The following is a 25,640-nucleotide window of genomic DNA, read 5'->3' as shown; positions in this document are numbered from 1 at the left end:
AAAATAAGTTAAGGATTAGACCCGGTCTGTCGGCGGGCCTGTTGCTGATAGGTACGTACCACATCCATTGCCAGCGTGAGGTATGGCACCGGATCGACAGGTACGTTCTGTTTCGTAATGCTGTAATGGAGATGCACGCCCGTGGCCCGGCCCGACTGACCCGTGATACCCAGCGTTTCACCAATTTGCAATGTCTGGCCTACCCGCACCAACGTCAGCGAAAGGTGGCCATAGACGGTACGATACGAGTTCAGGTGGTCGATGCAGACGAAGTGGCCCAAGGTTTTGCTGTAGCCGACCGTACTCACTTGACCCATTGCGGCTGCACGCACGTACTGATGCGGACCGGCAATGTCGATACCGTCATGGTGTCGGACGGTGCGAAGCATCGGATGGTTTCGCCAGCCAAACCCTGATGAGATGTAGTTGCCCGACCAGTCGCCGAGGGGTGGCAGGCAGGGGATAGTTTGCGCCAATGCAGGCGATTGCCAGAACAGCGCGACGAACTGAGCTGTAATCTGGTCTGGTAATGCCGTGGCTATCCACGCCCGGCTGAATGGGTCACTCGAAATTGGTACAGCGTCAAATCTCTCTGTTCGTCCAGCTATCGGGCATCGTTGAGCTATTGAATCTTGACTCTGATCTCTTGCCTTTAGTGAGGGGGTAACTTCTAAGCAACAGCTCAGTACCAGCCAGTTTAGCCAAAATAGAGGGTGTACTATCATTATATGCGTTCGCTTCCACAAGACAAAAATAAGCCGTGTATCAATTGGATATTTAAAATATTACCTAGTTTTAGATAAAATATTAAACAAAAGCAATGAATAAGAGCAACGGAGAACCGATTGAACTCAGTGATGCACAGGCTAACCGACTTATACACCTATTCAGACCTTCATTTGAAAGTCCTGTGAACCAAACTACCGGAGTTGTACAGGCCAGCGCAATGATCTGGCACCCGATGTTGACAGACATTCACCAGCAGATAGTGCATTCGATCAGCCCGGTCTTGATTCAACAAACTGTATCAGCGGAGACCCACTCTCCTACCCTATCGCTGACGTTGTTGCCCGCTGCAGCCGATCATTCAGCCCGTGGGATTGACCCTGTCCAGCACAACAGGCCAGTCGACGAACTGGCCGTAGTCCCCAAGCCAACGCTTTAATTCTGACGTATGCTTTATCTGACTTCCCTTGAAGAACAATGGGGCCGCGACCGCATTCACCAGGCGATTCAGCCCCTTTTCATTGGTGACGGCGAAGAACCCGGCGACCCACCCATAACCGTACTCAATGCCGCCGTCAACGACCCTGATCTCTGGCAGGTACTCACCCCCGACGAGCGGGAACGCTTGTTTTTGGCCTTCACAGAACTTCAGCATGATCTAACCGTCTTGGCCGGGGATCTCCACCGGATACACGAACCGACCCTCGGCGGCTTCGAGTTGAACGTACCTGACCAACCGAACTAACCCAGCGCAACGTATGAAACAGAAAGCCCAAAACCGCGCTACCCGTGAGCAGTTGGCCATTCTGCGCCACCTCAACAAAGCGGGGGTACGTTACCTGGCGTTTGGCGACTACGCTATGAATGCCATCGACCCGGCCCGTGCCATTGGGAATGTGCAACTCTGGATCGAGCCGACCCGCGCCAATTTCGAACGACTCGATACAGCCATCCAGGCGATGTACGGCCCCCGCGTCCTGACCCGGACGAACCCTGACCTGACTGACAATCCGCAACCGAAAAAGATGCTTACCCTCGGTGATGGCCCACAACGGGTGGGCCTGTACCCGGCCATCAATGGCTTCCAGGCCAATGACTTTGGCGACTTGTTCACCCGCGCCCAAACGAACCGGGCCGCGCTAATCACCAACCGGGGCAAATTGGATGGGTCCGTCGCCTATCGTCAGTTGGCCGTGCCGGACCTCTACCAGAATGTCCGCGAGTCGACGGCTTATCATAAGGCGTGGAATGTCCAGACGCTGGAGAAATACGCCGACGACAGGCGAATTGACTTGTCGCCCAACGGCACTCAACGTACTGCGTCAACCGGTATGAAGGAGGAAACCGAGGTTTCCAAAGCCACCAAACCCAATCAGCCCACTGACGCGAAAACGACAGAGGGTGATACCACCACCAAACCACGTACCGAAAAGCTGGTGCGTGATTTCGAGGCCATTAAGCGCGATCTTGATCTGGAGGTAGTATTGCAAGACTACGGGTTTCAACTCGACACCAAGAAATCGAAACCGAGCGACGAGTGGCTTATCTACGAACGGGGCGAGAAGAACGCGAAGGAACGACTGGCCGTGTACACCGGCGACAAGTACGGTCAGAAGATGTTCGTGGACATGAACGATCAGCGCGGCTGGCGGGGCGACGTGATCAAGTTTCTGGAACGGGTCGAGAACGGTATCTACCGCAACGTGTTCAAAGCTGTTGATCGCATTATGGCTTCAGCCGACTACACGCTGCAAAAAACCGTTACGGCCCCGCTGAAGCAAGTGAAAGACGCGCTCATCGACACCAAACTCCGCGAGAAAGACCTGCACAGTCGATACACCATTGCACCCCTGACCGATACGCGCTACCTCGAAGGGCGGTCACTGCACAATGACGTACTGTTTTCGCCGGAGTTTGACGGTCGCATCAAGAACATCTCGTATACCTCCGACAAAGGCGCGACCTATCACAACACGGCCTTCCCCATGTACGCGCAGGACGGGCATCTGGTATCGATGGATATTCGTAATGAGCGATTTAAGTCGTTTCCATCGGGCGAGCGGGGTGAGGCCATGTGGCATTCGAACCGGTTTTACGAATTAACCATGCCCTTGGCCATGCATGGCCGCAATGACTTACCTGTCGGGACCATCGGTACGGTTCACCGACCCCGCGCTGATACGATCTCATTCGATTTCGTGGAAGAAGGCGTTGCCCGGCAGGTTCAATTACCAATTGAGTCGGCCCGAAACGCCTTTAAGGAAGTGCAGGCGCAACGAATTTTGGTGGCCGAATCAGCCATCGACGCGCTATCGTTCAAACAACTGAATCCCGAAGCGGAAGGCGAACGACGGTTCTACATGGCAACGGGTGGCCAACCAGGAAGCCGACAGATGGGGTTCATCCAAAAGGTACTCGACCGCAACCCGGAAGCCCAGTTTGTCATCGCGCAGGATGGGGATAATGCCGGCCTGCGGTTTGCTATCAACTACCTCGGCCTGACTCATCCGGCGGCTGATCCGGCCCTGCGCGTTAAACCGGAGATTGCCTATTCGGGACCAAACCTCCCTCCTAACCCACTGGCGAACGTACTGGGGCCAAAATTTGCCTTCGACCCGGAAGTCAAAACGTTTAGCGACGTACTGAAACGGTTCGATGTTGCTGACGGTACGTTGTCGGAAGGTCATAAACTGGCGATTAACCACCAGGCTCGTTTTAAGGAAATCATGCCCAACGATTATGTGAAGGTGTCGGTCGAGATGGTGCAGTCGGTGATTCCGGCCTTTACGTATGCCAAAGCTTTCGGTGTGCCCTTGCCTAACGACATATCGAAGCTGGCACAGTCGGAGTACATGACCGGCAAGGTGGGTAATGAATTCCGGTTCGCGCGGGAGCGAGCCATGATCTCCGGGAATGAGTTTGACAACCGACTGCAACTGCACAAAGATGCCAAGCTCGAGAAAGACCTGTATTCGGGTGTCAACAAGCTTGACCTTGAACTCCGCCAACCCCTCACGCCCGGCACAACCGGACCCGGCGAGGCTCAACAGCGTAATGAAGCGTTTTTAGGGCGATTTCTCGACGAGATGAACCGCTTCACGAAGCAGTTTCATTACAATGGCGACGCGAATGATAAAGAGAATAAGGTGCAGGAGTTTCAGCGCGAGACGTTGCTCGATTCACAACAAAATCAGGCCGTGACTCGCACCCGTATTCACTTCCCCAACGATGGTCGTTTACTTGTTAAGGCCCTGACGATGTTATCGGATGAAATCAATCAACGGCAGGGTCAGGCATTGTACCAGGTGGTACGCCCCACCCGGCAGCAGAAAGATCTTAACGACGTACTCCAGAATCGGCAGGGTGAACCGCTGCCGGATTCCAGTCCGCTAAAAGTCGGCGCACCGCCTACGATCCGGCCCCATACTGAGTTGAAATCAGAGCAGACCGCGAAGCAAACAACGGCAGAACCGGCTGCTGAAGCCGTCCGGGCCTATCGAACCACACTCTAACTGTATTCTCCCCTGCCGACCGGTGAAACGGGTCGGCAGGGAAATTTTTGTCCATGAATCCAGCCCCCTCTCCTACTCACCCCGAACAGGACATGATCGGTCAGCAACGACCGCTGCCTACCCAGCCAAACTCTGGTCAGACCTACCCAACTAATCCCTACTGGAAGCAATCGCCCCAACCGTCAACTCCTCTCCTACCCGTGCCCCCTCAACCCGAATTGGCCACCACCCCGGATGCTCCGCTTTTCGATCCCCACTTGATTGGCGCGCTGGTTTCTGCCCTGCAAGATGCCGGTGAGCAGCAACGTACCGAATTAGTGCAACGGCTCACCAATTGGCTTCCGCAGCTCTCGGATCAGCTCATCCCGACCGTGGAAGCTTGTTTGGAGAAACTCGTCCCCAAGCTGGTTAAGGTCGAGCAGCCTGGGCAGTCGTTGCTTCGACTGGTACGCTATCTGACTGCTGGAGTGGTGTTGGCCGGACTGGCTATGGGTGGTCTGTTCTATGGTTGGTTACAGGCCGCTCACGAGCGGGATAGGTTTGCCGCTGGCTACTGGCAACATCGCTACGTAGCGGCCAAGGCAACCCTGGATGGTTCACCGATTTTGCGGAAGTTGCTTGCCGAGGCTGATACGCTTGCCGAATCGCCTTCCTTTCAACATGAACTGAACCGACTCGAAGGCATACTCGATACCCGCCGTCAACGCTACTTGCTGCAACAACGCGAACAGGAATTACTGGCTTCACCCAAGCGTAGTAAGAACTGATTAGTTGAATAAAAAGATAGCTAACTATTCACCTATATAGTATTTTTTATAATAGAATAGTTCGCTAGGAATCAAGGGGTATCTCAAAAGGAGCAGAATCAGATTGGGTTCACAAAACACTGATTATCAATTGGTTGTCTTGAAAATAGCCAAATATACAGCTATCTTTATAGTGTTGAAACCGGAACGTCTGGCCGGTGAAGCCCAGACTAGTTAACTCCTTTTTTCGCTATACCGATTATGAAATCGTACCAGCATGAAATTACCAACACGCAAGGTGAAGTTATCATTGCTAACCGCTTCCGCTACATCGAGGGCGACCCAAAACAGTACCGCTACAACTCCCAAACCGGGCAGTTCAATATCGACGGTGACACGGTTGTACTGGATAGTAATGGCAAAGCAGTAAAAGAGTTTTCGTTTCAGCCGTTTGTGTTCCGTGTGTTTGAGGACGGACTATTCAATCGCACCCGCGAACCCTGGGCAGAACTGTTCTTTATCGACGCGCTCAACTGCGTATCAAGCATCATGTTCAATGGCACCACGCTTGCCGAGTTGCGTGGCATCTTTAAAAAGCTTCTTTACGAAGGTAACGAGCCAAAAACGCTCTGTGATGTGGTGCTGACGGTTCGCCCGGAAAAAGTGACGAGCAAAAATGACCCGACGAAATCATGGTTCATCGGGCGATTCAGCTACACCCTCGCCGATCCGCAAACGGTGCAGGCATTGGCCGAGTACGCGGCTGATTGTCCGATCTACCGGCGCGATACGTTGAAGCAAACGGCCAACTACCTCAGCTTCTCCGAAACTTTCGCCCTGCCAGCTACAGACTCAATCGCGCTGCCTGTTGGTGAGTCTACTGAACAGGCTGTACAAGAGGCCGAGGTAATAACCGTATAGTTTTTTATTTGGGTAGCCGACTATTTAAATAGTCGGCTACCCAAATAATTTTTTATCTCCTTAATTAGCTATCCGTCTATCATGCTATTTCAGCCCGCAACTTATCGTGCCTATCCCGCTATCTCTAATTCAGACTTAACCGAGTTTGAGCGGTTTCTTACGGCAACGCCTAATAAAACCCCCGTCGCTGCCTATGCTGAGGGATCGGCATTTCATCAATTGGTTTTGGAACCGCGTTGCGGGCGACCAATTCCCGCTGACATTGACCGGGAGCGATTAACCAAAATGGCTACGGCTGTGCGAGCCACCCGCTTTGGCCGGTGGGCGTTGCAATGGGGTCAGAAAGAACAGCCGCACCTGTTCCGCGACCCGGAAACCGGGTTGCTCTGCAAATGTCAAACAGATCTTCGGCTACGGCACGGCCTGATAGTAGACATCAAAACGACCCGCGCCCGCACGTACCAGCAGTTTTTAGAATGCTGCGAATTGTATCAATACGACCGGCAAACGGCCTTCTATCTGGACGGACTTAATGCTAAACGGTTCGTCTTGCTTGGTGTGCAGAAAACGGCTCCGTTTCAGGTATTTTATTTTGAACCAACCGCCGACGCAATGGGTAATGCGTTTATAGAACAGGGACGTGAACGATACAAACGGTTGTTGGCTCTCCTGGCGAAGTCATCGTTTCAGCCCTCGTCTTGGGCAACTGCGGCAGCGAGCACGCCAAGATACAGGAACGCGATAGTTGACAACGTCGTACCTAATCGAGTATATGTATAGTCGATTAGTGAAATAGCTGAATAAAAAACTATTCAGCTATTTCACTTTTTACAAAGAATAGTCCGTTGTGGGCTATTCAGCTAGTTTGCTACATGGATAGACAGCTATATACACCACCAGATGAAGGTTGGCAGCGGGTCAAGTTGACACAACGAGTAGGGCCAACACTGCCGGTAGGGCAGGAGGGCTGGGCTATAAGTGATTCACAGGTATCAAGAGCAAGCCCACAAACAGACACGCCGTACCGGTTTGTTACGCTAACCAATCATGAAGTCGAGTTTCGGGTATATAGCACCGAAATCGAAATACGCTGAGCTAAAAAGAATCAAGGGGTAATTGGTAAAAGTGGTCTGAATCAAGCGGGTTGTAAAAGCCTGAGTAGTAGCTATATAGATATTTAAATAGCTGAATATTTGACTATCTTTATAGTGTTAAACTAGTCAGCTAATTATGACCCATTACCCAACGCCACGCACCCGCACGGCCACCGTTCGGCCTGTTGTCCTAATTGCCAATCAATACGCGCTGTTTGGTCAGCCCGGCTTAGTACCACCTACCCGCCCCAAACCAGCCCCATCGACACGGACCAGCCAGCCGCCAGCCATTGAGCCAATAGACGTACCTGCAACGGAGCAGCAAACCGGCTTTACGCTGAATGCAGATTCGTTTGTCATACCAATTGGCAACACGGCCAAACTACAGACTAATCTTGCCGCGCTGGAAACACTCAAACAACTACAGCAAGTCCAACGACCCGCAACACCAGCCGAGCAAGAAATTTTGTCTTTATATACGGGTTGGGGCGGTCTATCATCCATTTGGAAAGCGGATGCGTTCGAGACGTGGCAGCGGGGCCAGACGGACAAAACGGTTTTTGTCGATGATGCCGTAAGCCGGTGGGGGAGCCAATACGGACGTACCCGGCAGCGATTGAGCGACCTGCTAACCCCCGCCGAGCAGACAGCCGCCGAAGCCTCCACGTTGAATGCTTTTTATACGGCCCCCCAAGTGGTAACGGCCATGTGGCAGGCCGTTGAGCAGTTCGGGTTTACGGGCGGTCGCATCTTGGAGCCAGCCGCAGGGATTGGCTATTTTATCGGACTGATGCCCCCAACGTTGCGCGTACGGTCGGCGTGGGTAGCGGTGGAAAAAGATAGCCTATCGGGGCAGTTGCTGCAAACGCTGTACCCGGAGGTTGACACCCACGTTTGCGGTCTGGAGCAGACCGGGTTTGAAGCCGGTAGCTTTGACCTGGTAATTGGTAACGTACCCTTTGGCAGTTACACGGTGTACGACCGCAACCACCCCGAACTAAACCAATTTGCCATTCATAATTATTTCATTGGGCGGTCGGTGCAGTTGGTTAAGCCGGGCGGCATTGTGGCCCTGATTACGTCGGCGGGTACGCTTGATGCAGCCGGTACAGAGTTTCGCCAATTCCTGACGAACGAAGCCGAGGCAGAACTATTGGGAGCCATCCGGCTACCGTCGAATGCATTTGAAGCCAACGCCGGAACGCAGGTAACGACCGACGTACTGTTTTTGCGGAAGCGGTCGGGCAGTGCGCGACCCTTTGCGGCCAATGCGTTTGAGCGGACAATCACCATACGCGCCGAATTAACGGACGCGAAAGGCAATGAATTAGAGTCGGCAAGAACATTGGCGGTTAATGAGTATTACCATAGCCGGGCGGCTATGATGCTGGGAACCATGCACTTTGCCGATGAGGTAGGTAAAGGCGGCTTGTACCGGGCCGATCAGCCGACCTTACACCAGCCAAACCCCGACCAGTTGCCGCAGTTACTAAGCGCGGCCATTTCTGAACTACCAGCCAACGTTTACGAAGAAGGCCCACGGACCGCAGCCCGGCCAGCCACCCAATCAGCGCGGTTTACGGAATCGGTAACGATTCGGGGCAAACGCTATAGCCAAACGCTCGTTGTTGCTCAATACGAGCGGGTAAAGAAAGCCTTTACGGAATTGCGACGCGCCGAGCAGGAGGGTAGGGGAGAGGCCATCACCGACGAGTTACGGATGGAGTTAAACCACGCCTATTCACTGTTCACGCGCTATTTCGGAACGCTCAACCGGAACCGGGCCGTTACGTTCCTGGAGGAATACGACCCGCAATTTGCTACCGTTCAGGCGTTGGAAGTGGTGAGCCGTACCGAGAAGGGCCATATTATTAACAAAGCCGATATTTTCCGGCAGTGCGTACACCCCGCCACCCATTGCCCCGAACGGGTGGAAACGTTGACCGATGCGTTACGCTTATCTATTGCCTTAACGGGCCGGGTCGATGTGGGGCAGATCAGCCGGTGGATGCAAAAACCCGTCGATGCAGTCAAGAGCGAACTGGTAACGAGTGAATTAGCGTACCCAAATCCGGTTTCGGGGCAGTTGGACGACCGCGATACGTACCTGTCGGGTAACGTGCGAAAAAAGTTAGCGCAGGCTACCGAAGCTGCCAACACAGATGCCCGGTACGCCGTGAATGTTAGGGCGTTAGCCGCCGTAGTACCGGCTACCATACCCGCCCCGCTTATTCAGTTTCGGTTGGGGTCGGCCTGGATTCCTACGTACATCATTGAACAATTTATCGGCCAAACCGTGCAGACCAGCAGCGTAACGGTCGGGTATAATCAGCGAGTAGGGCAGTATGAAGTAACGGGAGCGGGGAACGTTTCATCGGTGCAAAATCGCTCGTTGGGTACGTCGCGCCGAACGGCTATTCAACTCATCGAAGCGGCTTTACAGGGACGTACCGTTGTCGTTACCAAAACGATTATTGACCCAGAGGGTAAGGAAAAAACGGTAAAGGATATTGAAGCCACCAGCCAGGCGGTACAAGCGCAGGAGGCTCTAAACGATTTGTTTATTGACTTTGTACGGGACCACCACAGCGCGGCCATCGAACCCGTGTACAATGAGCTTTACAACAGCTACGTACACAAAATGTACCGCGAACCCGCCCTAAAACAGTACCCCGGCGCGTCGCCCGCGATTCAGTTACGCTTGCACCAGTTTCGGGGCGTGGAGCGAATTAAGGAGCAGGATACCTTGTTGGCGCACGTCGTCGGGTCGGGTAAGTCGTTTACCATGATTTCGGCGGCTATGGAATTGAAGCGGTTAGGCGTAGCCCACAAGCCTATGATTGTGGTGCAAAATTCAACCCTCAACGACTTTGCCCGTGCGTGGCGGACGCTCTATCCATCGGCCATCATCTACGTACCGCAGCCCGCCGACTTAGAAGCCAGTAACCGCAAACGATTCTTACAGCGAATTGCGACGAACAATTTTGACGGGGTGCTGATTCCGCAAAGTTTCCTGAAACTGATACCCGACGACCCCGCCAGTGAGGAAGCGTTTATTCAGGAAGAAATTGACCGGGTGGCCTACACCATAGCCGCAGCAGCCCGGCAGGGACGCGACCGGCCTATGAGTGTAAAGCGGTTGAACGAATTAAAACTACGACTGGCAAACCGACGCATCCGGCAGGCCGACCGCAAAAAAGACGAGATGCTGACGTTTGACCAATTAGGCATCGACGCGCTGTTTTTGGACGAGGCCCACCGCTACAAACGGCTTGGTTTTTTCACGGCCCGACAGAACGTCAAAGGGATTGATACGGCGGGTTCGGAGGATGCACTAAGCGCGTTGTTTAAGTGCCGCACGGTGCAGGCACGGCGGGGCCGGGTTGTGTTGGCGACGGGTACGCCCATCAGCAACACAATGGCCGAAGCGTGGACGACTTTACGGTTTATTGCCCCTGACCGGCTGAACAAGGCTATGCTGTCCACATTTGACCAGTTCGCCGGAGCGTTCGGCACCGTGATTCAGTCGTTTGAACTGACCGCAACGGGCAACTTTAAGGCGGTAGAGCGGTTTGCGAAGTTTGTTAACGTGCAGCAATTATCGGAGTTGTACCGCGCTCACGTTGACGTGGTGCTGAACGAAGACGTGATCGAGTTTCAGCGCGACAGTACGTTACCGGTACTGAAAGACGGGCAGCATACGCGCATTATTCTGCCACAGACCGAGGGCGTAGCCGACGAGTTGGACCGCATCAAGCAAACGCTACGTTGGTTTGAGAACCTGAGCGGGGCCGAGAAGCGTGATAACTCACACATTCCGTTGGTGTGCTTCGGGCAGGCCCGCAAAGCCACCATTGATTTACGGCTATTGGATGCTGAGAATCCCGACGAAACCGGGTCGAAGTGTAACCAGTTGGTAACGGAAGTGTTGCGGCTCTATCAAAAATCCGCTACGTACCTGGGAACGCAGTTGGTCTTTGCCGACAACTACCAAAGTCCATCGGTTCGCGGGTGGTTTGACGAGGAAGGAGCCACGCAGACCGTGCAACGATTCAACTTGTTTGAGGATATAAGGGCCAAGCTGATCGCGCAGGGTATACCAGAAACTGAAATTGCCATTGTTCCCGCCGAGGCCGACAAGCGCGAACCGCTGTTTGCCAAAGTTCGCACGGGCGAGGTACGTATCTTGCTGGGTACGTCGGAGCGGGCGGGCGTGGGCGTAAACGTGCAGGAACGCTTGGTGGCCGTTCACCACCTAGACGCGCCGAATAGACCGACTGATTTTGAGCAACGGAATGGGCGGCTGATTCGGCAGGGCAACTTACATGCCGTTTGGAACTTGCCGGTAGAGGTGTTGACCTACGGCGTTGACCGGACGCTCGACGCTACGGCTTACGGGCGGTTAGCCATCAAGCAAAAGTTTATCAACCAGGTCTTGAAAGGTCATATTGCCGACGACCAAATGGCCGACATCAGCGCGGACGATGATTTTGCCGCTATGTCGTTCGACCAAATGATGGCGACGCTGTCAGGCTCTCAACACGCCCTATTGTACACGACAAAGCAGCTTGAACTATCGCGGGTAATGCAGGCCCGTAAAAACTGGCAACGCGGGGTAATGGATGCCCAATGGCAGGTCGAGAATGCCCAACGGTTCATCCGACAGCAAGGCCCAACGTTGGCCAAGTTGGAGCAGGAAACGGCGACCTTACAAACACATTTCGGCCAGCTCTACGCCGTAACGAACGTGACGGTAAACGGCACGACTTATACCGAAAAATGGGGTGAACCAGTGCAACACCTGATTGAGCAGGTTAAGGGATTGGCAAAACGCCGGGCGCAGGAATCCAGAACAATACTAGTTAATGGCTTGCCGCTGACTCTGACTGGGGAGCGATCACAGGAATTGATTGGCGACTTTTTGCCCGGTCAGGCGGTAGTACGCTATCAGTGGGGCCGGGAAGTGTCGGGCGTGGTCGGGTCGGCCAACGGGTTGTTTTCCTCGCTGAAAGCCGCCGTTGCCCGCGCTTGTGAAGCCCCCGCCCAACTCATCCGCGAACTGGAACGCGCCCGGCTCATCGAGCAGGAGTTTAGCCGCAAACTCGCTCAACCTTTCCGGCAGGAAACCGAGTTGCACCGCTTAGAAACCGAAGTCGCCGACCTGAAACGGAAAATGGAAACGGAGGGCGAACCCATAGAAACCGAAGTCGCCGAGTTGGTAGCCTGACCCGCTCACCTGCGCCGATGCTTGAAGGCATCGGCGCAGGTGAAAAAAATCAAAGGGGTAGCTCACGCAATGCTTACCGAGCCTCTTCCATTTTCTCAAGAATGCAGACAGGTACGTCGCCAACATGCACAAGTACAATTTCTCGTCCGCCAACGATGTGCTTGACATTCATCTCGCTTGGAAAGGCAGCAATCAAATGATTTTCAACCTCATCAATTGTAAAGACATCATCAGTGGTGATCTGACCAAGGTACAATGAGGCTCCGTGTCTCAAACAGCCCTCTATCCAATGTTTGTACCCAGCATTGTATCGACCACTCGCCCGAAAGCCTTCACGGGTTCGCATATGCCCACCAAAGAAGATATTGTGGATTTTGCCCCAGTAAAACGGTTTGCCGCCCCATTCGTGCAGGTAAATGCAGTTTCGGAAGTGCCGGGCTTCCTCGTAGGTTTGGCACTGCTTCCAGTTAACGACCATGAGTGGGGAAGATCATTTTAGCGAATGAGCTTCCTCAACCAGTTCCTGTATTCGGGCTAACTTTTCGCGGGGCAGCTTGCTCCAGTACCAGTTGATGAAGTAGGAACTGTTCAAGGTACACCGGGGCTGTGCAGGTCTATGATTTTTGACATTTGCCAGTCCGACAGAGAAGGCAATCGGTTTATCGGCGTAGTCTCTATATAACTCAGAAGCTAGGTACTCTTCTTTCAAGAAACGTCCGAAATCTCGGATTGCTTGGGTTTCCTTACCACTAAGTTCATAGGCAGTTTTTGTCGTTGACATCTTAACCTGAATCATTACCAGGTGCCAGAAATAGCCACACCACTTTATGCCAATTACGTCAACCGGGGTTTGGCTAGCAGGTGTAAACACAACTGAATAACCGTGTTTGCTTTCAAGCGTACGCTTGATGTAGGTTTCACCTTCATCACCAACCTGTTTAGAAAATAAACCGGCCAGACTTCGGTTTGCTTTGCGCCACTTCGTGTGTACCTCATGAACAAACTGACTCAGCCGTTCGGTCTGAGTTAGCTGCGCTGAAACATCAGTGGCTACTAACGATGCTTTTTGATCTTTCGCTATTTTTTTTTCTGATTGATTTGTAGTCGTTTCCGTTGTTGCTGAAGCTGTTGGCAGCGTAGCGGCAGTAGCAGCGCGAAGTTTCCTGCCTTCAAAGCAGGCCGGTTGATTTAGGTCGAGGGCATGACAAACTTTTTCTTTGATTATGACTACGGCTTCGTTAAAACCAATTTTAAAGTACTCGTTTTTATACTTATACGGCTTTAATACCATGTGCGCGATTTTCTCAGCAGCATGTGAATCTGGTACTTCCATGTACCATTCCAGCACATGCTTACTCGGTTGACCATTAGAGAGGGTTTTTACGCGATCTTTCGGCGAGTTGCTGCGCCCAACCTTAACCAGCTCAACATTATGAATAGGATTTGTAGTTACGTAGATATACTCCTTGACCATGAGTAATAGAATTAGTGATTGATGTATATGCAAATAGCTAAATAGCTCATAAATAATCAAGGGGTACGGCGGGGAACGCCCTTCGGGCCAGCCCCGCCGGGTGCGCGGGGCAGCATCTTTCGGGTCGCGCCCTCACCACTGCGTGGCCGGTTGCGCCCCAAAAGACCCTGCCCGGTTCGCGCACGAATCAAGGGGTGAGCAGGAAAGGCAATAAATAAATCAGATTGGGCGGTCAAAGCGCACTTAAGCATAATCGGACGTTGCGTAATCGTAGTCGTTGGCTTCTTCCTCGTCGAGCAAATTGAGGAGCATCGCCTGCACGTCGGCGGGCTTGTCGGCTACGGCTTCGCGGAATAGGCTGGCGTAAGAGCGGCCCGTGTCGCGTTGTCGGTCGAGGGTCAGGGCGCGAACGGCTTCGAACTCTTGGCAGAGCGAATCATCACTGAGCAGTCGGCTCAACAACTGCCGGTCGAGCGAGAGCCGGAAACCGGTAGGGGAGGGGTTGATCGTGTCGGTGGAGTACGTGAGTACGTTCGTGGTTTCCAATACCGATGCTGTGTCGGGTGCTGCATCCGATGTCGTCTCTTCATCTGGGTCTGCGGGTGCAAAAGCCGGATCGTCCAATACCGGTGGTATAGACTCTGATGAAGAGGCTGAAGCTGTGGGGGTTTCTGGGGCTAAAGTAGGCTCAGCCGTACTGGTTGAGGCTTTAGGGCGCAACGGTATTAGCTCCGTGCGGTCATACGAAGCCATCGGGAAGGGTACGTCCACCGCAATCTTTCCGGCAATTGGCTGGAAAAACGATTGGATAGCGGGCGCGGGACGGGTATGTTTTTTCGCTTTGGAACGACCCGTAAAGACCAGTACTAACCCCGCCCATACGATCAGGGCGAGCGTAGCCAAGGCGAGAAACGTACCGGTGGAAATCAGTAGGAACATAGACTTAGGGACGGGGTTGGGTAAACTGAGCTAGGGCGTTCAGGAAGGTTTGGTCGGACTGCTGCGCGACGGCCTGTTCGTGCAGGAAGCAGAAGTAAGCCGTCATGGTCAGCTTCACGCCGTAGTTTAGCATAACATAGCCCGCTATCTGAATATACTGCTTCCGCATGGCCTCGTCGATAAAGACAATCTTAACGCCAGACAGGGAAGCGGGTTCTTGATTGGTAAGCCGTTTTGGCGCGGGCAAAGGGCGTTTATTCGACTTATATTTATTGCCTTTCGTACTTGATGACTCACCAGCATCAATCTCTGTTTTCGATACTTGGTCAGCCGAAGAGGTCGACGCTGTTGTCTCAGTGGTCGGGACTGACTCAGTGGGTACGTTGTCGGCAACAAAGTCGTGATACCGATTGGCTTTCTGCCGTAACGTTTCGCCTGAACTGCCAAGCGTTGGGGCCGGATCAGTGGGGGTAGCCGGGGTACGTCGGTATTTGTCGAGATCCATTAGCGAGTGGATTTAGTCAGTTCAGGGAAAAGTGCATTTACCTCGGCGACCAGGCTAACGATGTCCTGTAAGTACTGTGCCTCGCGCCACTCAGCGGGTTTGGGCGGTCGGCTGCTGCCGTCGTCCTTGCGCCGAACGTACCGGCCCGCAGGCAGCACCACCGGCGACGACACCGTCGTTAGCATCTTCGCCCGGTCGAATCCGGCATCGGCATCGTTCAGGCGAGTCTCCAGAAAACTGATCGGGAGTGAGTCGTTGCGGAAGAGGTTAGCGAAATACGTCTCCAGTACGTCTGCCCGGCGGGCAAAGGTGAACTTGTACTTGTTCCAGAAGCAGCGGATAGTCAAATAGTCAGGTAGCTGGCTACGCATGACCCGGTCTAGAATGGCTCCGACGTACTGAATGGAGGCCGCCACGTCAACCTGCTGCGTGGTGAAAGGAACCAGCAATACGTCGGTTTCAGCCAGGGCGCGAAGAATACCAGCGTTGAACTGCCCGCCCATATCGAGGAAAATGTAGTCGAAATCGGCACGTACCCGGTCCATATCCAGTTCGCTCAGAGCCTGGAAGGGGAGGGGGTGAATGGGGTAATAGGCACTGATGCCCTGTTGCCGGTTGTACCGGTATCGCTCGAAAGCCGCTTGATCGTTGACACTGGTATAGGGCTGACCTTTCGCGGCCAATTCAGCATCGGTCAATCCATCAAACGCCTGAGCCAGCATGGCCTGCCCCGCCTGTTCGTCTTCCCGCAAATCAACGACCGAATGTTGGGGTGGATCGCAATCGAATACGACAACCCGTTTCCCGGCTGCATAAGCCAGATAAGAGGCCATAACCACTGTCAGCGTGGATTTTCCCATGCCACCCTTCGATGTATGTATAGTAATGATCTTTCCACTCATAAGTATAATAGATAATTAATTAAACAAAAATAGATAATAAAATATAGTTTTACAACTTAATTGCCCGTTGCACCATAAGCAACTGAGTTGAATAGATAGCAATGGACAACTCATACAACACAGTTGCTTGATGCAACTCAAGCAACCAAGGCAACCCGCGCAATTTGCACTACCGACGTACCTGCCGAACCTAAGTTGCATCAGGCAACCGGCTCTTTGGTGTGCAGCAAGCTATGTTTTTGTATATACAAAATGAGGGAGGGAACCACAAAATCGACTACTGACCAATTGGGTAAGAAGTCAGAAAAAGAGCCGCAAAAACGCTCGACGGGCGTTTACGTTCGGTTGAGTGAAGCCGAAAAAAAGAAGTTGAAAGCGATTAGTCAGCAAGTAGGCATCAGCGTGTCGCAACTGCTACGGTCGGGTGCATTGGACAATCTGCACCGGCTCCCCCGCTTTCGGAAGCTACCGGTTGAGGTGATGGCAGAACTGGCTAAACTGGACCGGCTCACAACCGCCCTGTTGTATCTCAGCCAACGGGCCGAGTCGGATGCACTTTACGCACAGGACATCCGAGAGATGATGTATGGTGTCGGCGAAGTCATTGGCGAGGTGAAACGATTCTGCGCTGACAACAAGACCGATTGGGGTACGATCCAACAGTTGGATGCGCTCATCGACGCACTGCAACACGCCGATGATACTGCGGTCAAGATGCCTGATCTAACAAAGATATTGCAGAGCATTCGGGCCGGTTACTAAACCGACAAACGATTATGATTGGCAAAGTAGCCCGCTTTGGCTCCAGCTTCCTGGGTGCCATTCAATATTGCTATTACGAAACCCGTACCAACCGGAGCCTCGACCGGACCCGCCTGCGCGGTGAGTTGCTGTACGCGCAACACGTCGGCGTATCGGTTGTAACGGACCAACGGCTTCGACAAGACGTGAAGCAGCGGCTAAACATAGAGGATATGGCTGACAGCATGAAGTCGGTAGCCGCCCTGAACGACCGCATCCGCAAACCCGTCTGGCACCAGAGTTTTTCATTTCCAATTGGCGAATGCCTGCCCGCCGAGGTGATGCTCCGTATCTGCCAGTCGTTCGCCCGAACGTTTGGCATGGAGAACAACCCGATGGTCGCGTTTCGGCACCGGGACTGTGACCACGAGCATTTTCACATCGTAGCCAGCCGGGTTGATCTGGACGGTAAAAACACGGCCAAAACAAGCTTTAACTATCGAGAGATCGGTCGTTTTTGTCGGGCGATGGAAAAGCGGCACGGTTTGATGCCGGGTACTCCGATGAACATCGATAATCCAGTGAAGCAATCCGATGCAACGACGAATCCTGCCAGGTCAGAACAGGCGCATACTGAACAGCGATCGATTACCGACCAAACCAAGACCGTTCAGAACCCCAAAGTACGACAACCTCGACCAACGTTGTAAATTCCATTCAGTGAAGAGATATCTAACGGAATAGTTGTATATTTGACTATCCAATTATTTATCTATTCAGCTATGGAAGAGCACATTAATAACCCTTGCAACAAGCGTGTGGATGGGAGGGAGCACGACGACGTGCAGTTAGTTTTTATAGATCAGGAGTCTGTGTCGGTTTATGAGATACGCGATAGTGTAGGCGACGTAGTGAACGTGGTGATTGCTGAAGGCATTGACGACCCGGAACGGTTTCGGGCGCGATCAGACGCGGAGCGAGACTCGATGAAAATGCTTGCCCTGGATGAATACTACAAAGGAACCGAGTGGGAGGGACCAGCCGTATGACAAAGCCGCTTTTTCAACTCACTAAAACGACCTTCCATATCCGGGGTACGTATCACGCTGGTGATGCTGAACGAGGTGAGGATGAGCAATGCCGCCTGTTCGTGGATGGGCAGGAGGTATTGCTGGCCGAGAGCCTGACAGTACGGAACCATTCGCCATCAGGCCTTAATTGGGGATACGGTGGGTCGGGACCGGCGCAGGCGGCTCTGGCAATTTGCCTGCACATCTTCCAGAATCGCTACGTAGCCGAAGTGCTGTATCAAGATTTCAAGTGGGCGTTTGTGGCCAAGTGGCAACCGCAGAAAGAGGGCTTCGAGCGAACGATTGACATTGCTGATTTCCTGATCGATCATCGGGCAGACCTAGCCCGTGCCGCCGATTACGAGGCCGAAGAGGACGAGTTAATGGGCTGGGGTTTACTCGAAGAGGCTGAACAGTTGCTGAATCCGGTAGCTGCTGAAACCACGGTACGTACACGCGTACCTGTACAAATGCAACAGAGGAAGCCGCTGTTCACCGTGGGTGACGTAGTGCAAACCCAGGCCACTTTCTTAGACAGTCCAGCCGGATGCCGTGCCGTAGTGTATGAGTGTTACGAAGGCGGTGGTGTAAGCATCATCACCGAAGCAGGCGACGATCTGGGCGGGTTCAGCGTCGACGAACAGCAGCAATACCTGACGTTCCTTTACCACGCCGACTTTACCTATGAGTTTCGCTCTGTAAGCTAACTTACATCGGGACTGGCGGGCGGGGGTATTTCTGGGCGTTTTCAGGTGAACTGCGGGAAATTTTTACGACGATCTAGGCGATAACGTAACTTTTTAGTAGTCTTGCTCTACTGTATAAATAGATACGTCAAGACTTATAATTCTCTTTCATGTCCGTACTTCTATCCGCTCTACTGCTTGTTGCCTTGATCCTGCTATTCACTCAACGAAAGAAGTTGAAGGCGAAAGAACAGGAAGTCGATCAGGCGAAACAGGCCGCTGCAAGCCGTGAAACCCAGCTTCAGCAGGAACTTGATTTACTGAGCCAGTACCGGCCTATCGTTGATGCGCAACAGTATGCCGATGAGATACGCCAGAATGCCGAGCGCGAAGCAAACCGCGTCTTGGCGGAAGCACAGCAGGAAGCCGAACGGTTAAGGGTACTGGCAGATGAGGAGCTGCGGCAGGCCCGTTCGCAGGCAAAAGACATCCGTGAACAGGCGGGTTTCAAAGCCCGTGCTCTCCAGACACAGGCCGAAACCGTGCTGCTCAACGCCACTAAAGAAGCCAATCGGATTGTAAGCAATGCCAACGTGCGGGCGGAGGAGATTGCCGGTGAAGCCCTGGCTGCTACCCGTAACGCGGCTGATCTGGAACGTACCATTCAGGCCCTGAAGAATGTCATCAACGGCTATGGAGACCAGTACTTGGTGCCGTCGTTTACCCTGCTGGACGAGTTGGCCGATGCGTTTGGTTTTACGGAAGCTGGCGTGGAGTTGAAAAAAGCTCGCGAACGTACCCGTCTGCTGATGACAACGCGGGCTGCTGCCCGATGCGACTACGTAGAAGCGGTACGGAAAACGAGTGCTGAAAACTTCGTTACCGATGCCTTCAACGGCAAAGTTGATTCGATCCTGGCGAACGTGAAACACGATAATTACGGTACGTTGGCGCAGCAGATCAACGATGCCTACGCGCTGGTCAATAACCTGGGTAAACCTTTCAAGGATGCTCGGATCACGCCCGAATATTTGCAGGCTCGGCTGGAAGAACTGCGTTGGGCGGTGGTTGCCCACGAGTTGAAGCTGAAAGAGCGCGACGAACAACGACTCATCCGGGAGCAGATCCGGGAAGAAGAGAAGGCCCGTCGTGAGTACGAAAAAGCGCAACGCGATGCCGCCAAACAGGAAGAGACCATTCAGAAAGCTATTGACAAAGTGCAGCAGCAGGCAGCGAAAGCCTCAGAGGAACAACGTACCGCTTTCGAAGCCCAACTACTGGAATTGACCGCTAAACTACAGGCGGCCCAGGAGAAAAATCAGCGGGCCTTGTCGATGGCTCAACAGACCAAATCGGGTCACGTCTATATCATCTCCAACATCGGCTCGTTCGGTGAACAGGTCTATAAGATTGGCATGACCCGTCGGCTTGAACCACTTGACCGGGTGCGCGAACTGGGCGATGCGTCCGTGCCCTTCGAGTTCGACGTTCACGCGCTATTATTCAGCGACGATGCCCCCGCGCTGGAACGAAGTCTACACCGGCATTTCCTGAATAATCAGGTGAACAAGGTCAACCCACGCAAGGAGTTTTTCCGGGTTGAGTTGGCCGACATCAAAACGGAGATCGAACGACTGGGTATTGACACTAAGTGGACCATTGCCTCCGAAGCGCGACAATACCGCGAGAGTCTGGCGGTCGAAAAAGCACTGGCCAATAACACCCTCGACCGGGCTGAGTGGGAGAAATTCCAATTAGAAAACGAAGCCGTCGAACTGGAAGTCGAGGAGCAGGAACTGTAACATACCACTCAGAGTCAGTCAACGAATCATACCTGAACCGAAATGAGTTTACGAGGAGCAGTCCGTGTTATCACCACAACGGCCCGGCGCGTAGAGCGTAGTCAACAGCGACGCGCCCGCTTGGCCGCCCGACAGTACAAAGAATTTCAGAAACACCAGGCCATCGTCGATGCCGCTCAGGCAGTTGCCGAATACAACGAATATGTCAGCGTGCTCAAAACCGTGCATTGCGATTGCAGCGACGTAGTGGATTGGGCCGCTATGCAACAGGAAGCCCCGCCCATAATGCCGGTACGTACCGACGAACAGGAACGTATTGCGCAGGCGAAGTTTGATATATATCAGCCTTCTTTTCTGGATAAGTTATTCAGGTCGGGACCCAAAAAGAGTCAGCGATTGCAAGAAGCTATTGGCCAGGCTAAACAGCAGGACGACCAATTGTTCAGGGATAAGCAGGGCGAATACAACCGCCAGCACGAAGAGTGGCAGGATCGCCAGGAGTTGGCCCGTCAGGTGCTGGCAAAGAACAGTGACGTGTATGGGCAGGTTATTGAGGCATTTGCACCATTTGAGGACATCGCCGAGTTAGGGAGCCGACTGGAGTTTACATTTACCAGTGACCACATTGAAGTGGATCTGCTTGTGAATGCTACCGATGTGGTCCCTGATTTTACCGTGTCCCAATTAGCCAGCGGAAAGCTTTCCCGTAAACCCTTATCGGCCAGTAAATTCAACGAATTGTATCAAGACTATGTCTGTAGTTGCCTGCTGCGGATATGCCGTGAAGTACAGGCCCACTTACCCGTTAGCCAAGTGGTCGTTCACGCCCTCGTCAGAAACTTAAACACGGCAACGGGTTTTGTCGAGAAGCAAGTTATCCTGTCAGTTGCCATGCCCCGTTCTACGCTCGACGGCATCAACATGATGACGATTGACCCATCTGACTCCATGCGGAATTTCAGCCACACCATGAAGTTTACCAAAACAGGTGGGTTTAGTCCGGTTGAGCGCGTCGGTTTAGCTGCCCCAATTCCGTTTCCGAAACGGCGGTGAGCCACCGATGGGCATAACCAAACAAGCAGGTTAAATTTTCGACTTGAGAATTAGAAGCAACTACTAAAAATTTTATAACTGAGGGGCTGAATCCTGTAATTCGTCAACACAAAAGGGCTTGTACCTTTGTTGGTGTAAAAAAATCGATTGTGAAAACGCCACTTTATACCCGTGTATTCTGCTGTCTGATGGCCCTCTGGGTCCTGATGGGTAGCGTTGGCGTGGGTATGGTGGAACATTGGTGTCAGATGCGGGGGCATTCCAAAACGCTCCTCATGGCTCAAGAAGGCTGTAAAAAGACGTGTACGTTGTACGACACGCCACAGCCCGTTTCAGAGGCAGCAGGGGTCAAGCGGACGCCCTGCTGCAAGACAAATCTTACCTACGAGCATTTAGATGTCAGCCGTTTTGTAGTTGATGGACATGCCGTCTCAGCTCCTCAACCTGCCGAATTTATTTCCAATCCGCAGTTTCAGCTTTTGCTGGCCGCGCTGCTGCCGTCCCCTTCGACGGAGCCACTTCTTCCCTTTTCTCAGCCCTCGCTTCCGCGAACCGGACGTTTTCGGCTGATAGCCAACTGTATCTGGCTTATTTAGGCTGACAGGTAACGTACTTACTCGCTGACTGGGATGCTATTGTCCCGGTAGCGGGCAATCGGCGTTTATCTCCTTGACGACGTGCTGTCTGTTTCACAGCCTTTTAGTCTACTGTTACCCACTGGCCTATCTGGTCAAGTGACACCCACTATATTTTAGTTAACAAACCCCCTTCGACCATGAAAAACCGGTTGCCCTGGGCGGCTATGCTGCCCCTTTTTTTCCTGTCAGGATGCATGAACATGAACCACATGAATGATATGCAACCCGCACTTAACATTATATATCCGGCCGCATATGTCGTCAATGCAGAAGGCAACAGCGTATCCGTCATCGATCTGGCTACCCAGCAAGTGAAGGAGACCATTTCGTTTGGTGATGCGTCCATGCCGGGAATGAACATGAGTGGCATGTCCATGCCGGGAATGATTATGTGGCCACATCATATCTATCTCTCACCGGACGGCAGCAAGTTGAGCGTAGGCGTACCGGGTATGGACCTAAGTGCTGGGCATACGGGCGGTACGACGGGTATGGCTGGTCGGGTCGTCGTATTGGATGCCAAAACGGGAGCCACGACTCAGAATCAGCAAACACCGGTGATGAACCACAATGCCGTGTTCTCCCCCGATGGCACTGAGTTGTGGACCTCTCAGATGGACGACGTAGGTAAAGTGCTGGTGTATGAGGCAAGCACAATGACCCTGAAAAAGACGATAGCCGTCGGTATGGAACCGGCAGAGGTGACCATGGCCACCAACGGCCAATACGCTTTTGTCGCCAACGGCATGAGCAACACGGTTACGGTGATACGGGTAAGCGACAAGTCTGTCGTTAAGACCATCCCGGTGGGCGATGATCCGGTGGGCGCGTGGCCAGGTTCCGACGGCAACATGTACGTGGATAATGAGAAGGGAAAAAGTATAAGCGTGATTGACGTGGCGACACTATCGGTCGTGGAAACGGTGCCGCTGGGTTTCACGCCCGGCTATGCAGCGTACAACAGTGTACGCAATGAACTATGGGTCAGCCAAGCCGGCACGGGGAATAAGGTTGTCATTTTCGAGCGCATGAACAACGTCTGGATGAAGATGAGCGAAATACAGACGGGCTTAGATGCCCACGCTATCGCTTTCGCCAAGGATGGCCTGACGGCCTACGTCACTAATCAGGGGGCAGCTACCGTATCGGTCGTTGATGTCAAAAATCGCACGAAGACCAAAGACATCGCTGTGGGCAAGAAACCAAATGGCATTGTTCTCAAACAATAAGTGCATCAGACTATGATTATGCAACTAAACGCACTGGGCCGACTGGCATTGGGACTGGGTTTACTCCTTCTTTCCTGGCCTGTTAAGGCGCAGTTAAGTCTGCCCGAACCCAGCCCACCCGCTACCATCCAGCAGAAAATTGGGTTCACCGACTTGACGATCACCTACTCTCGCCCGGCGGTAAAGGGCCGTACTGTCTTTGGCGGGCTGGTTCCCTTCGGTAAACTCTGGCGTACAGGAGCCTCGGACGCAACCATTCTCAAGACTACTGACCCGGTGGTATTGGGTGGCAAACCGCTTTCCGCAGGCAGCTATTCTCTCTTTACGATTCCGACCCAAAGCGCGTGGACCATCATCCTGAACAGGCATGTGGGCGGCCACGGATTGGATGGATACGACGAGAAAAATGATGTCCTGCGCTTCACGGTGAAACCCGACTCATCAGCTCGTTTCTACGAATCCTTCACGATTGAGGTGCAGGATATGGTCCGCAATCGGGGGATGATTTACCTCAACTGGGCTAACACGTCGGTGCATTTTCCCATCGTCAGCAATGCCGACGAGCGGATCACGGCGGAGATCCTGGAACGGATCAACGGCAAAAAAGAAGACAAACCCGGCCTGTATTACCAGGCAGCCCTGTACTACTTCGACAATGAGAAGGACACGAAACAAGCGTTAGGCTGGGCGACAAAGGCCGTAGCCCTGAAACCGGCCTTCAATTACCTGCACCTGCAAGCCAAGCTTCTGGCCCGCTCAGGCGACTACAAGGGGGCCATTGCAGCCGCTCGCCATTCGGCAGCAGTAGCGCAACAAGAGAAGTTTACTGACTACGTAACGCTGAACAACCAGCTTATTGCTGAGTGGGAAAAGAGATAATTGCCAATGAGTTAACGATTAACACTATGAAAACCAACCTGTTGTTTTTTGCTCTGTTCGCCTTGTGGCTGGGAACGCCCTCATTACTATTGGCCCAGTCAGCTAATTACAAAACCCCTATACGTATCAACGCTAGTGGACACATCAACGATGCCACCGGCACGGCGATTGGTACGGTTTCCAAAGATCAAATGATCATGGACGCTAAAGGGAAGAAAATCGCTTTTGTAGACGGGCAGGGCAATTTAGTTGATGCCCAAACGGGCAAAAAGATGGGCCGCGTCGGGAAGAACAACGATACCTATATGGATGTCAACGGAGACCTAATGTATACCGTCAAAGACAACGCCGACAACACCTGCGACATTTTCGACGCGAAGGGCAATAGAATTGGCAATGTGCATGACAGCTACAAAGGGACGGCCTGTGCATTACACTGCTTTCAGGCTGGACACACGCATAAGCAATAAGTTGGATGGCAAGGCCCCTTCTGTGAGGGCTAATTGTCTGATAGATAAACAATTATGAACCAACGACATATCGTTTGGGTGCTGATCCTGCTGGTTGCGTCGGTCCAGATCAGTTTTGGGCATGGTGGCCACAAAAAGAAGAAAGCGCCGACGGACTCGGTTCGTCACGATTCGGTTATGATCTCTGCCCAGCCAATGACTTACGCAAGTGCGGCTGACCATAGTATGACCAGGGACGAAAGTCAGGTTATGGCTCCCATGACTGCCCCGGTAGCGGACTACCCAACCTATCACCCAATGGTTGTTCATGCACCCATCATCCTGTTACTATTGGCTGCGCTGTTGCAATTGGTTGCCCTGATCAACCCGTCCAGTCCGCTGAACTGGTTAACCCTTCTGATTGCACTTGGTGGAACGGTAGGGGCTTATATAGCCGGTACGTTGGTGCATCCCCATACCGATGGGCTAAGCGATGCCGCTCAGGTAGCTCTGGAAACCCATGAGACCTACGCTGATTATACCCTCTGGTTGGGGCTGGCCGGTACGTTGCTGAAAGGCGCAACGCTCTGGCGACCGCTGAAGTGGCTGGAAGGCGTCACGGCAATTGTACTTGTCGGGGCGGGTATTGCCGTAGGGCTAGCCGGGCATCAGGGCGGAGCATTGACGTACCTCTATGGCATTGGGCCACGCGGGGCTTACCTCGAACAGCACGATGAAGGCACTGCGGATGGCAATCGCCACGAACACAACCATTCAGATGAAGCTAAGTAACTGAAAATGAAACGTACTTGGCACCTTCGCATTCGTAAGATCCACCGATACCTGGGACTATTCATCGGCGTTCAGTTTCTGCTCTGGGCAGTCGGTGGCCTGTATTTCAGTTGGTCGAACCTCGACAACATCCACGGCGATCACCTCAAACGCCCAGTTAGTGGTATTTCGGTTTCCCAATCGCTGGTCTCGCCGTCGATTCCTTTACAGGCATTACAGCAGAAGGGGGTTGATTCCGTACTAAGCATCAACATC

The 25,640-nt window shown here is 52.9% G+C and carries 24 protein-coding genes and 1 pseudogene; 18 read left to right on the top strand and 7 right to left on the bottom strand.

Going from position 1 to position 25,640, the window contains the following annotated elements:
- Positions 1–8: 8 nt before the first annotated feature.
- Positions 9–476: a M23 family metallopeptidase gene (locus tag J2I47_RS21845; protein ID WP_229374863.1), complete on the bottom strand. Its 468-nt coding sequence runs from the start codon at positions 474–476 to the stop codon at positions 9–11.
- A gap of 698 nt (positions 477–1,174) precedes the next feature.
- On the opposite strand from J2I47_RS21845, the gene J2I47_RS21840 reads away from it, so the two are divergent.
- The 6 genes from J2I47_RS21840 to J2I47_RS21815 all read left to right on the top strand — a co-directional run bounded on the left by J2I47_RS21840 (position 1,175) and on the right by J2I47_RS21815 (position 12,226).
- A complete protein-coding gene (locus tag J2I47_RS21840) occupies positions 1,175–1,471 on the top strand; it encodes a hypothetical protein (RefSeq protein WP_207366748.1) in 297 nt (98 codons plus the stop codon).
- 13 nt (positions 1,472–1,484) lie between these two features.
- Positions 1,485–4,238, top strand: coding sequence for a toprim domain-containing protein (locus tag J2I47_RS21835; RefSeq protein WP_207366747.1), 2,754 nt, complete (start codon positions 1,485–1,487; stop codon positions 4,236–4,238).
- Positions 4,239–4,291: 53 nt separating this feature from the next.
- A complete protein-coding gene (locus tag J2I47_RS21830; RefSeq protein ID WP_207366746.1) occupies positions 4,292–5,005 on the top strand; it encodes a hypothetical protein in 714 nt (237 codons plus the stop codon).
- A 240-nt stretch (positions 5,006–5,245) separates the two neighbouring features.
- Positions 5,246–5,905: a hypothetical protein gene (locus J2I47_RS21825; RefSeq protein ID WP_229374862.1), complete on the top strand. Its 660-nt coding sequence runs from the start codon at positions 5,246–5,248 to the stop codon at positions 5,903–5,905.
- A gap of 81 nt (positions 5,906–5,986) precedes the next feature.
- On the top strand, positions 5,987–6,685 hold the full coding sequence (locus J2I47_RS21820; RefSeq protein ID WP_207366745.1) for a PD-(D/E)XK nuclease-like domain-containing protein: 699 nt from the start codon (positions 5,987–5,989) through the stop codon (positions 6,683–6,685).
- A 450-nt stretch (positions 6,686–7,135) separates the two neighbouring features.
- On the top strand, positions 7,136–12,226 hold the full coding sequence (locus J2I47_RS21815) for a helicase-like domain-containing protein (RefSeq protein WP_207366744.1): 5,091 nt from the start codon (positions 7,136–7,138) through the stop codon (positions 12,224–12,226).
- 73 nt (positions 12,227–12,299) lie between these two features.
- Here the strand turns inward: J2I47_RS21815 and J2I47_RS21810 are convergent, their stop codons facing one another.
- From J2I47_RS21810 to J2I47_RS21785, 6 genes are read right to left on the bottom strand one after another with little or no spacing between them, the layout of a single operon-like run.
- Positions 12,300–12,704: a hypothetical protein gene (locus J2I47_RS21810; protein WP_207366743.1), complete on the bottom strand. Its 405-nt coding sequence runs from the start codon at positions 12,702–12,704 to the stop codon at positions 12,300–12,302.
- Positions 12,705–12,716: 12 nt separating this feature from the next.
- Entirely contained in the window at positions 12,717–13,700 is a 984-nt protein-coding gene (locus J2I47_RS21805; protein WP_207366742.1) for a GIY-YIG nuclease family protein, read from the bottom strand.
- 56 nt (positions 13,701–13,756) lie between these two features.
- Positions 13,757–13,951 (bottom strand): hypothetical protein, encoded by a 195-nt coding sequence (locus J2I47_RS21800; protein ID WP_207366741.1) that lies wholly within the window; start codon positions 13,949–13,951, stop codon positions 13,757–13,759.
- The gene (locus J2I47_RS21795) at positions 13,944–14,639 is read right to left on the bottom strand and encodes an RAD23 family protein (RefSeq protein WP_207366740.1); all 696 of its coding nucleotides are present in this window, start codon (positions 14,637–14,639) and stop codon (positions 13,944–13,946) included. Before J2I47_RS21795 ends, J2I47_RS21800 begins: the two co-directional genes overlap by 8 nt.
- A gap of 4 nt (positions 14,640–14,643) precedes the next feature.
- Positions 14,644–15,144, bottom strand: coding sequence for a hypothetical protein (locus J2I47_RS21790; RefSeq protein WP_207366739.1), 501 nt, complete (start codon positions 15,142–15,144; stop codon positions 14,644–14,646).
- Positions 15,144–16,046, bottom strand: coding sequence for a ParA family protein (locus J2I47_RS21785; protein ID WP_207366738.1), 903 nt, complete (start codon positions 16,044–16,046; stop codon positions 15,144–15,146). Before J2I47_RS21785 ends, J2I47_RS21790 begins: the two co-directional genes overlap by 1 nt.
- A 252-nt stretch (positions 16,047–16,298) precedes the next feature.
- On the opposite strand from J2I47_RS21785, the gene J2I47_RS21780 reads away from it, so the two are divergent.
- The 12 genes and pseudogenes from J2I47_RS21780 to J2I47_RS21725 form a co-directional block, all read left to right on the top strand.
- A complete protein-coding gene (locus J2I47_RS21780) occupies positions 16,299–16,808 on the top strand; it encodes a plasmid mobilization protein (RefSeq protein ID WP_207366737.1) in 510 nt (169 codons plus the stop codon).
- Positions 16,809–16,822: 14 nt separating this feature from the next.
- Positions 16,823–17,497, top strand: coding sequence for a relaxase/mobilization nuclease domain-containing protein (locus J2I47_RS21775; protein ID WP_207366736.1), 675 nt, complete (start codon positions 16,823–16,825; stop codon positions 17,495–17,497).
- Between the two features lie 72 nt (positions 17,498–17,569).
- Complete coding sequence (locus J2I47_RS21770; RefSeq protein ID WP_207366735.1) at positions 17,570–17,836, top strand: hypothetical protein; 267 nt, start codon at positions 17,570–17,572, stop codon at positions 17,834–17,836.
- Complete coding sequence (locus tag J2I47_RS21765; protein WP_207366734.1) at positions 17,833–18,564, top strand: DUF6166 domain-containing protein; 732 nt, start codon at positions 17,833–17,835, stop codon at positions 18,562–18,564. The genes J2I47_RS21770 and J2I47_RS21765 overlap by 4 nt, the downstream gene beginning before the upstream one ends.
- A 149-nt stretch (positions 18,565–18,713) precedes the next feature.
- Positions 18,714–20,345, top strand: a complete 1,632-nt coding sequence (locus J2I47_RS21760; protein ID WP_207366733.1) for an SNIPE associated domain-containing protein — start codon at positions 18,714–18,716, stop codon at positions 20,343–20,345.
- Between the two features lie 42 nt (positions 20,346–20,387).
- Positions 20,388–21,398 (top strand): hypothetical protein, encoded by a 1,011-nt coding sequence (locus J2I47_RS21755; RefSeq protein ID WP_207366732.1) that lies wholly within the window; start codon positions 20,388–20,390, stop codon positions 21,396–21,398.
- A 149-nt stretch (positions 21,399–21,547) separates the two neighbouring features.
- Positions 21,548–21,994 (top strand): hypothetical protein, encoded by a 447-nt coding sequence (locus tag J2I47_RS21750; RefSeq protein ID WP_207366731.1) that lies wholly within the window; start codon positions 21,548–21,550, stop codon positions 21,992–21,994.
- A 179-nt stretch (positions 21,995–22,173) separates the two neighbouring features.
- Positions 22,174–23,265, top strand: a complete 1,092-nt coding sequence (locus J2I47_RS21745; protein WP_207366730.1) for a YncE family protein — start codon at positions 22,174–22,176, stop codon at positions 23,263–23,265.
- Between the two features lie 12 nt (positions 23,266–23,277).
- The gene (locus J2I47_RS21740) at positions 23,278–24,144 is read left to right on the top strand and encodes a DUF2911 domain-containing protein (protein WP_207366729.1); all 867 of its coding nucleotides are present in this window, start codon (positions 23,278–23,280) and stop codon (positions 24,142–24,144) included.
- A 26-nt stretch (positions 24,145–24,170) separates the two neighbouring features.
- Positions 24,171–24,614, top strand: coding sequence for a DUF3659 domain-containing protein (locus J2I47_RS21735; protein ID WP_207366728.1), 444 nt, complete (start codon positions 24,171–24,173; stop codon positions 24,612–24,614).
- A gap of 54 nt (positions 24,615–24,668) precedes the next feature.
- Entirely contained in the window at positions 24,669–25,385 is a 717-nt protein-coding gene (locus J2I47_RS21730) for a DUF2231 domain-containing protein (RefSeq protein ID WP_207366727.1), read from the top strand.
- 6 nt (positions 25,386–25,391) lie between these two features.
- Positions 25,392–25,640 (top strand): annotated as a pseudogene (locus J2I47_RS21725) (hypothetical protein); the annotation flags it as partial.

This window comes from Fibrella rubiginis, assembly GCF_017353185.1.
Classification (GTDB): Bacteria; Bacteroidota; Bacteroidia; order Cytophagales; family Spirosomataceae; genus Fibrella; species Fibrella rubiginis.
The sequence above is the reverse complement of the archived record's forward strand: the minus strand, read 5'-3'. Positions and strand labels throughout refer to the sequence as shown.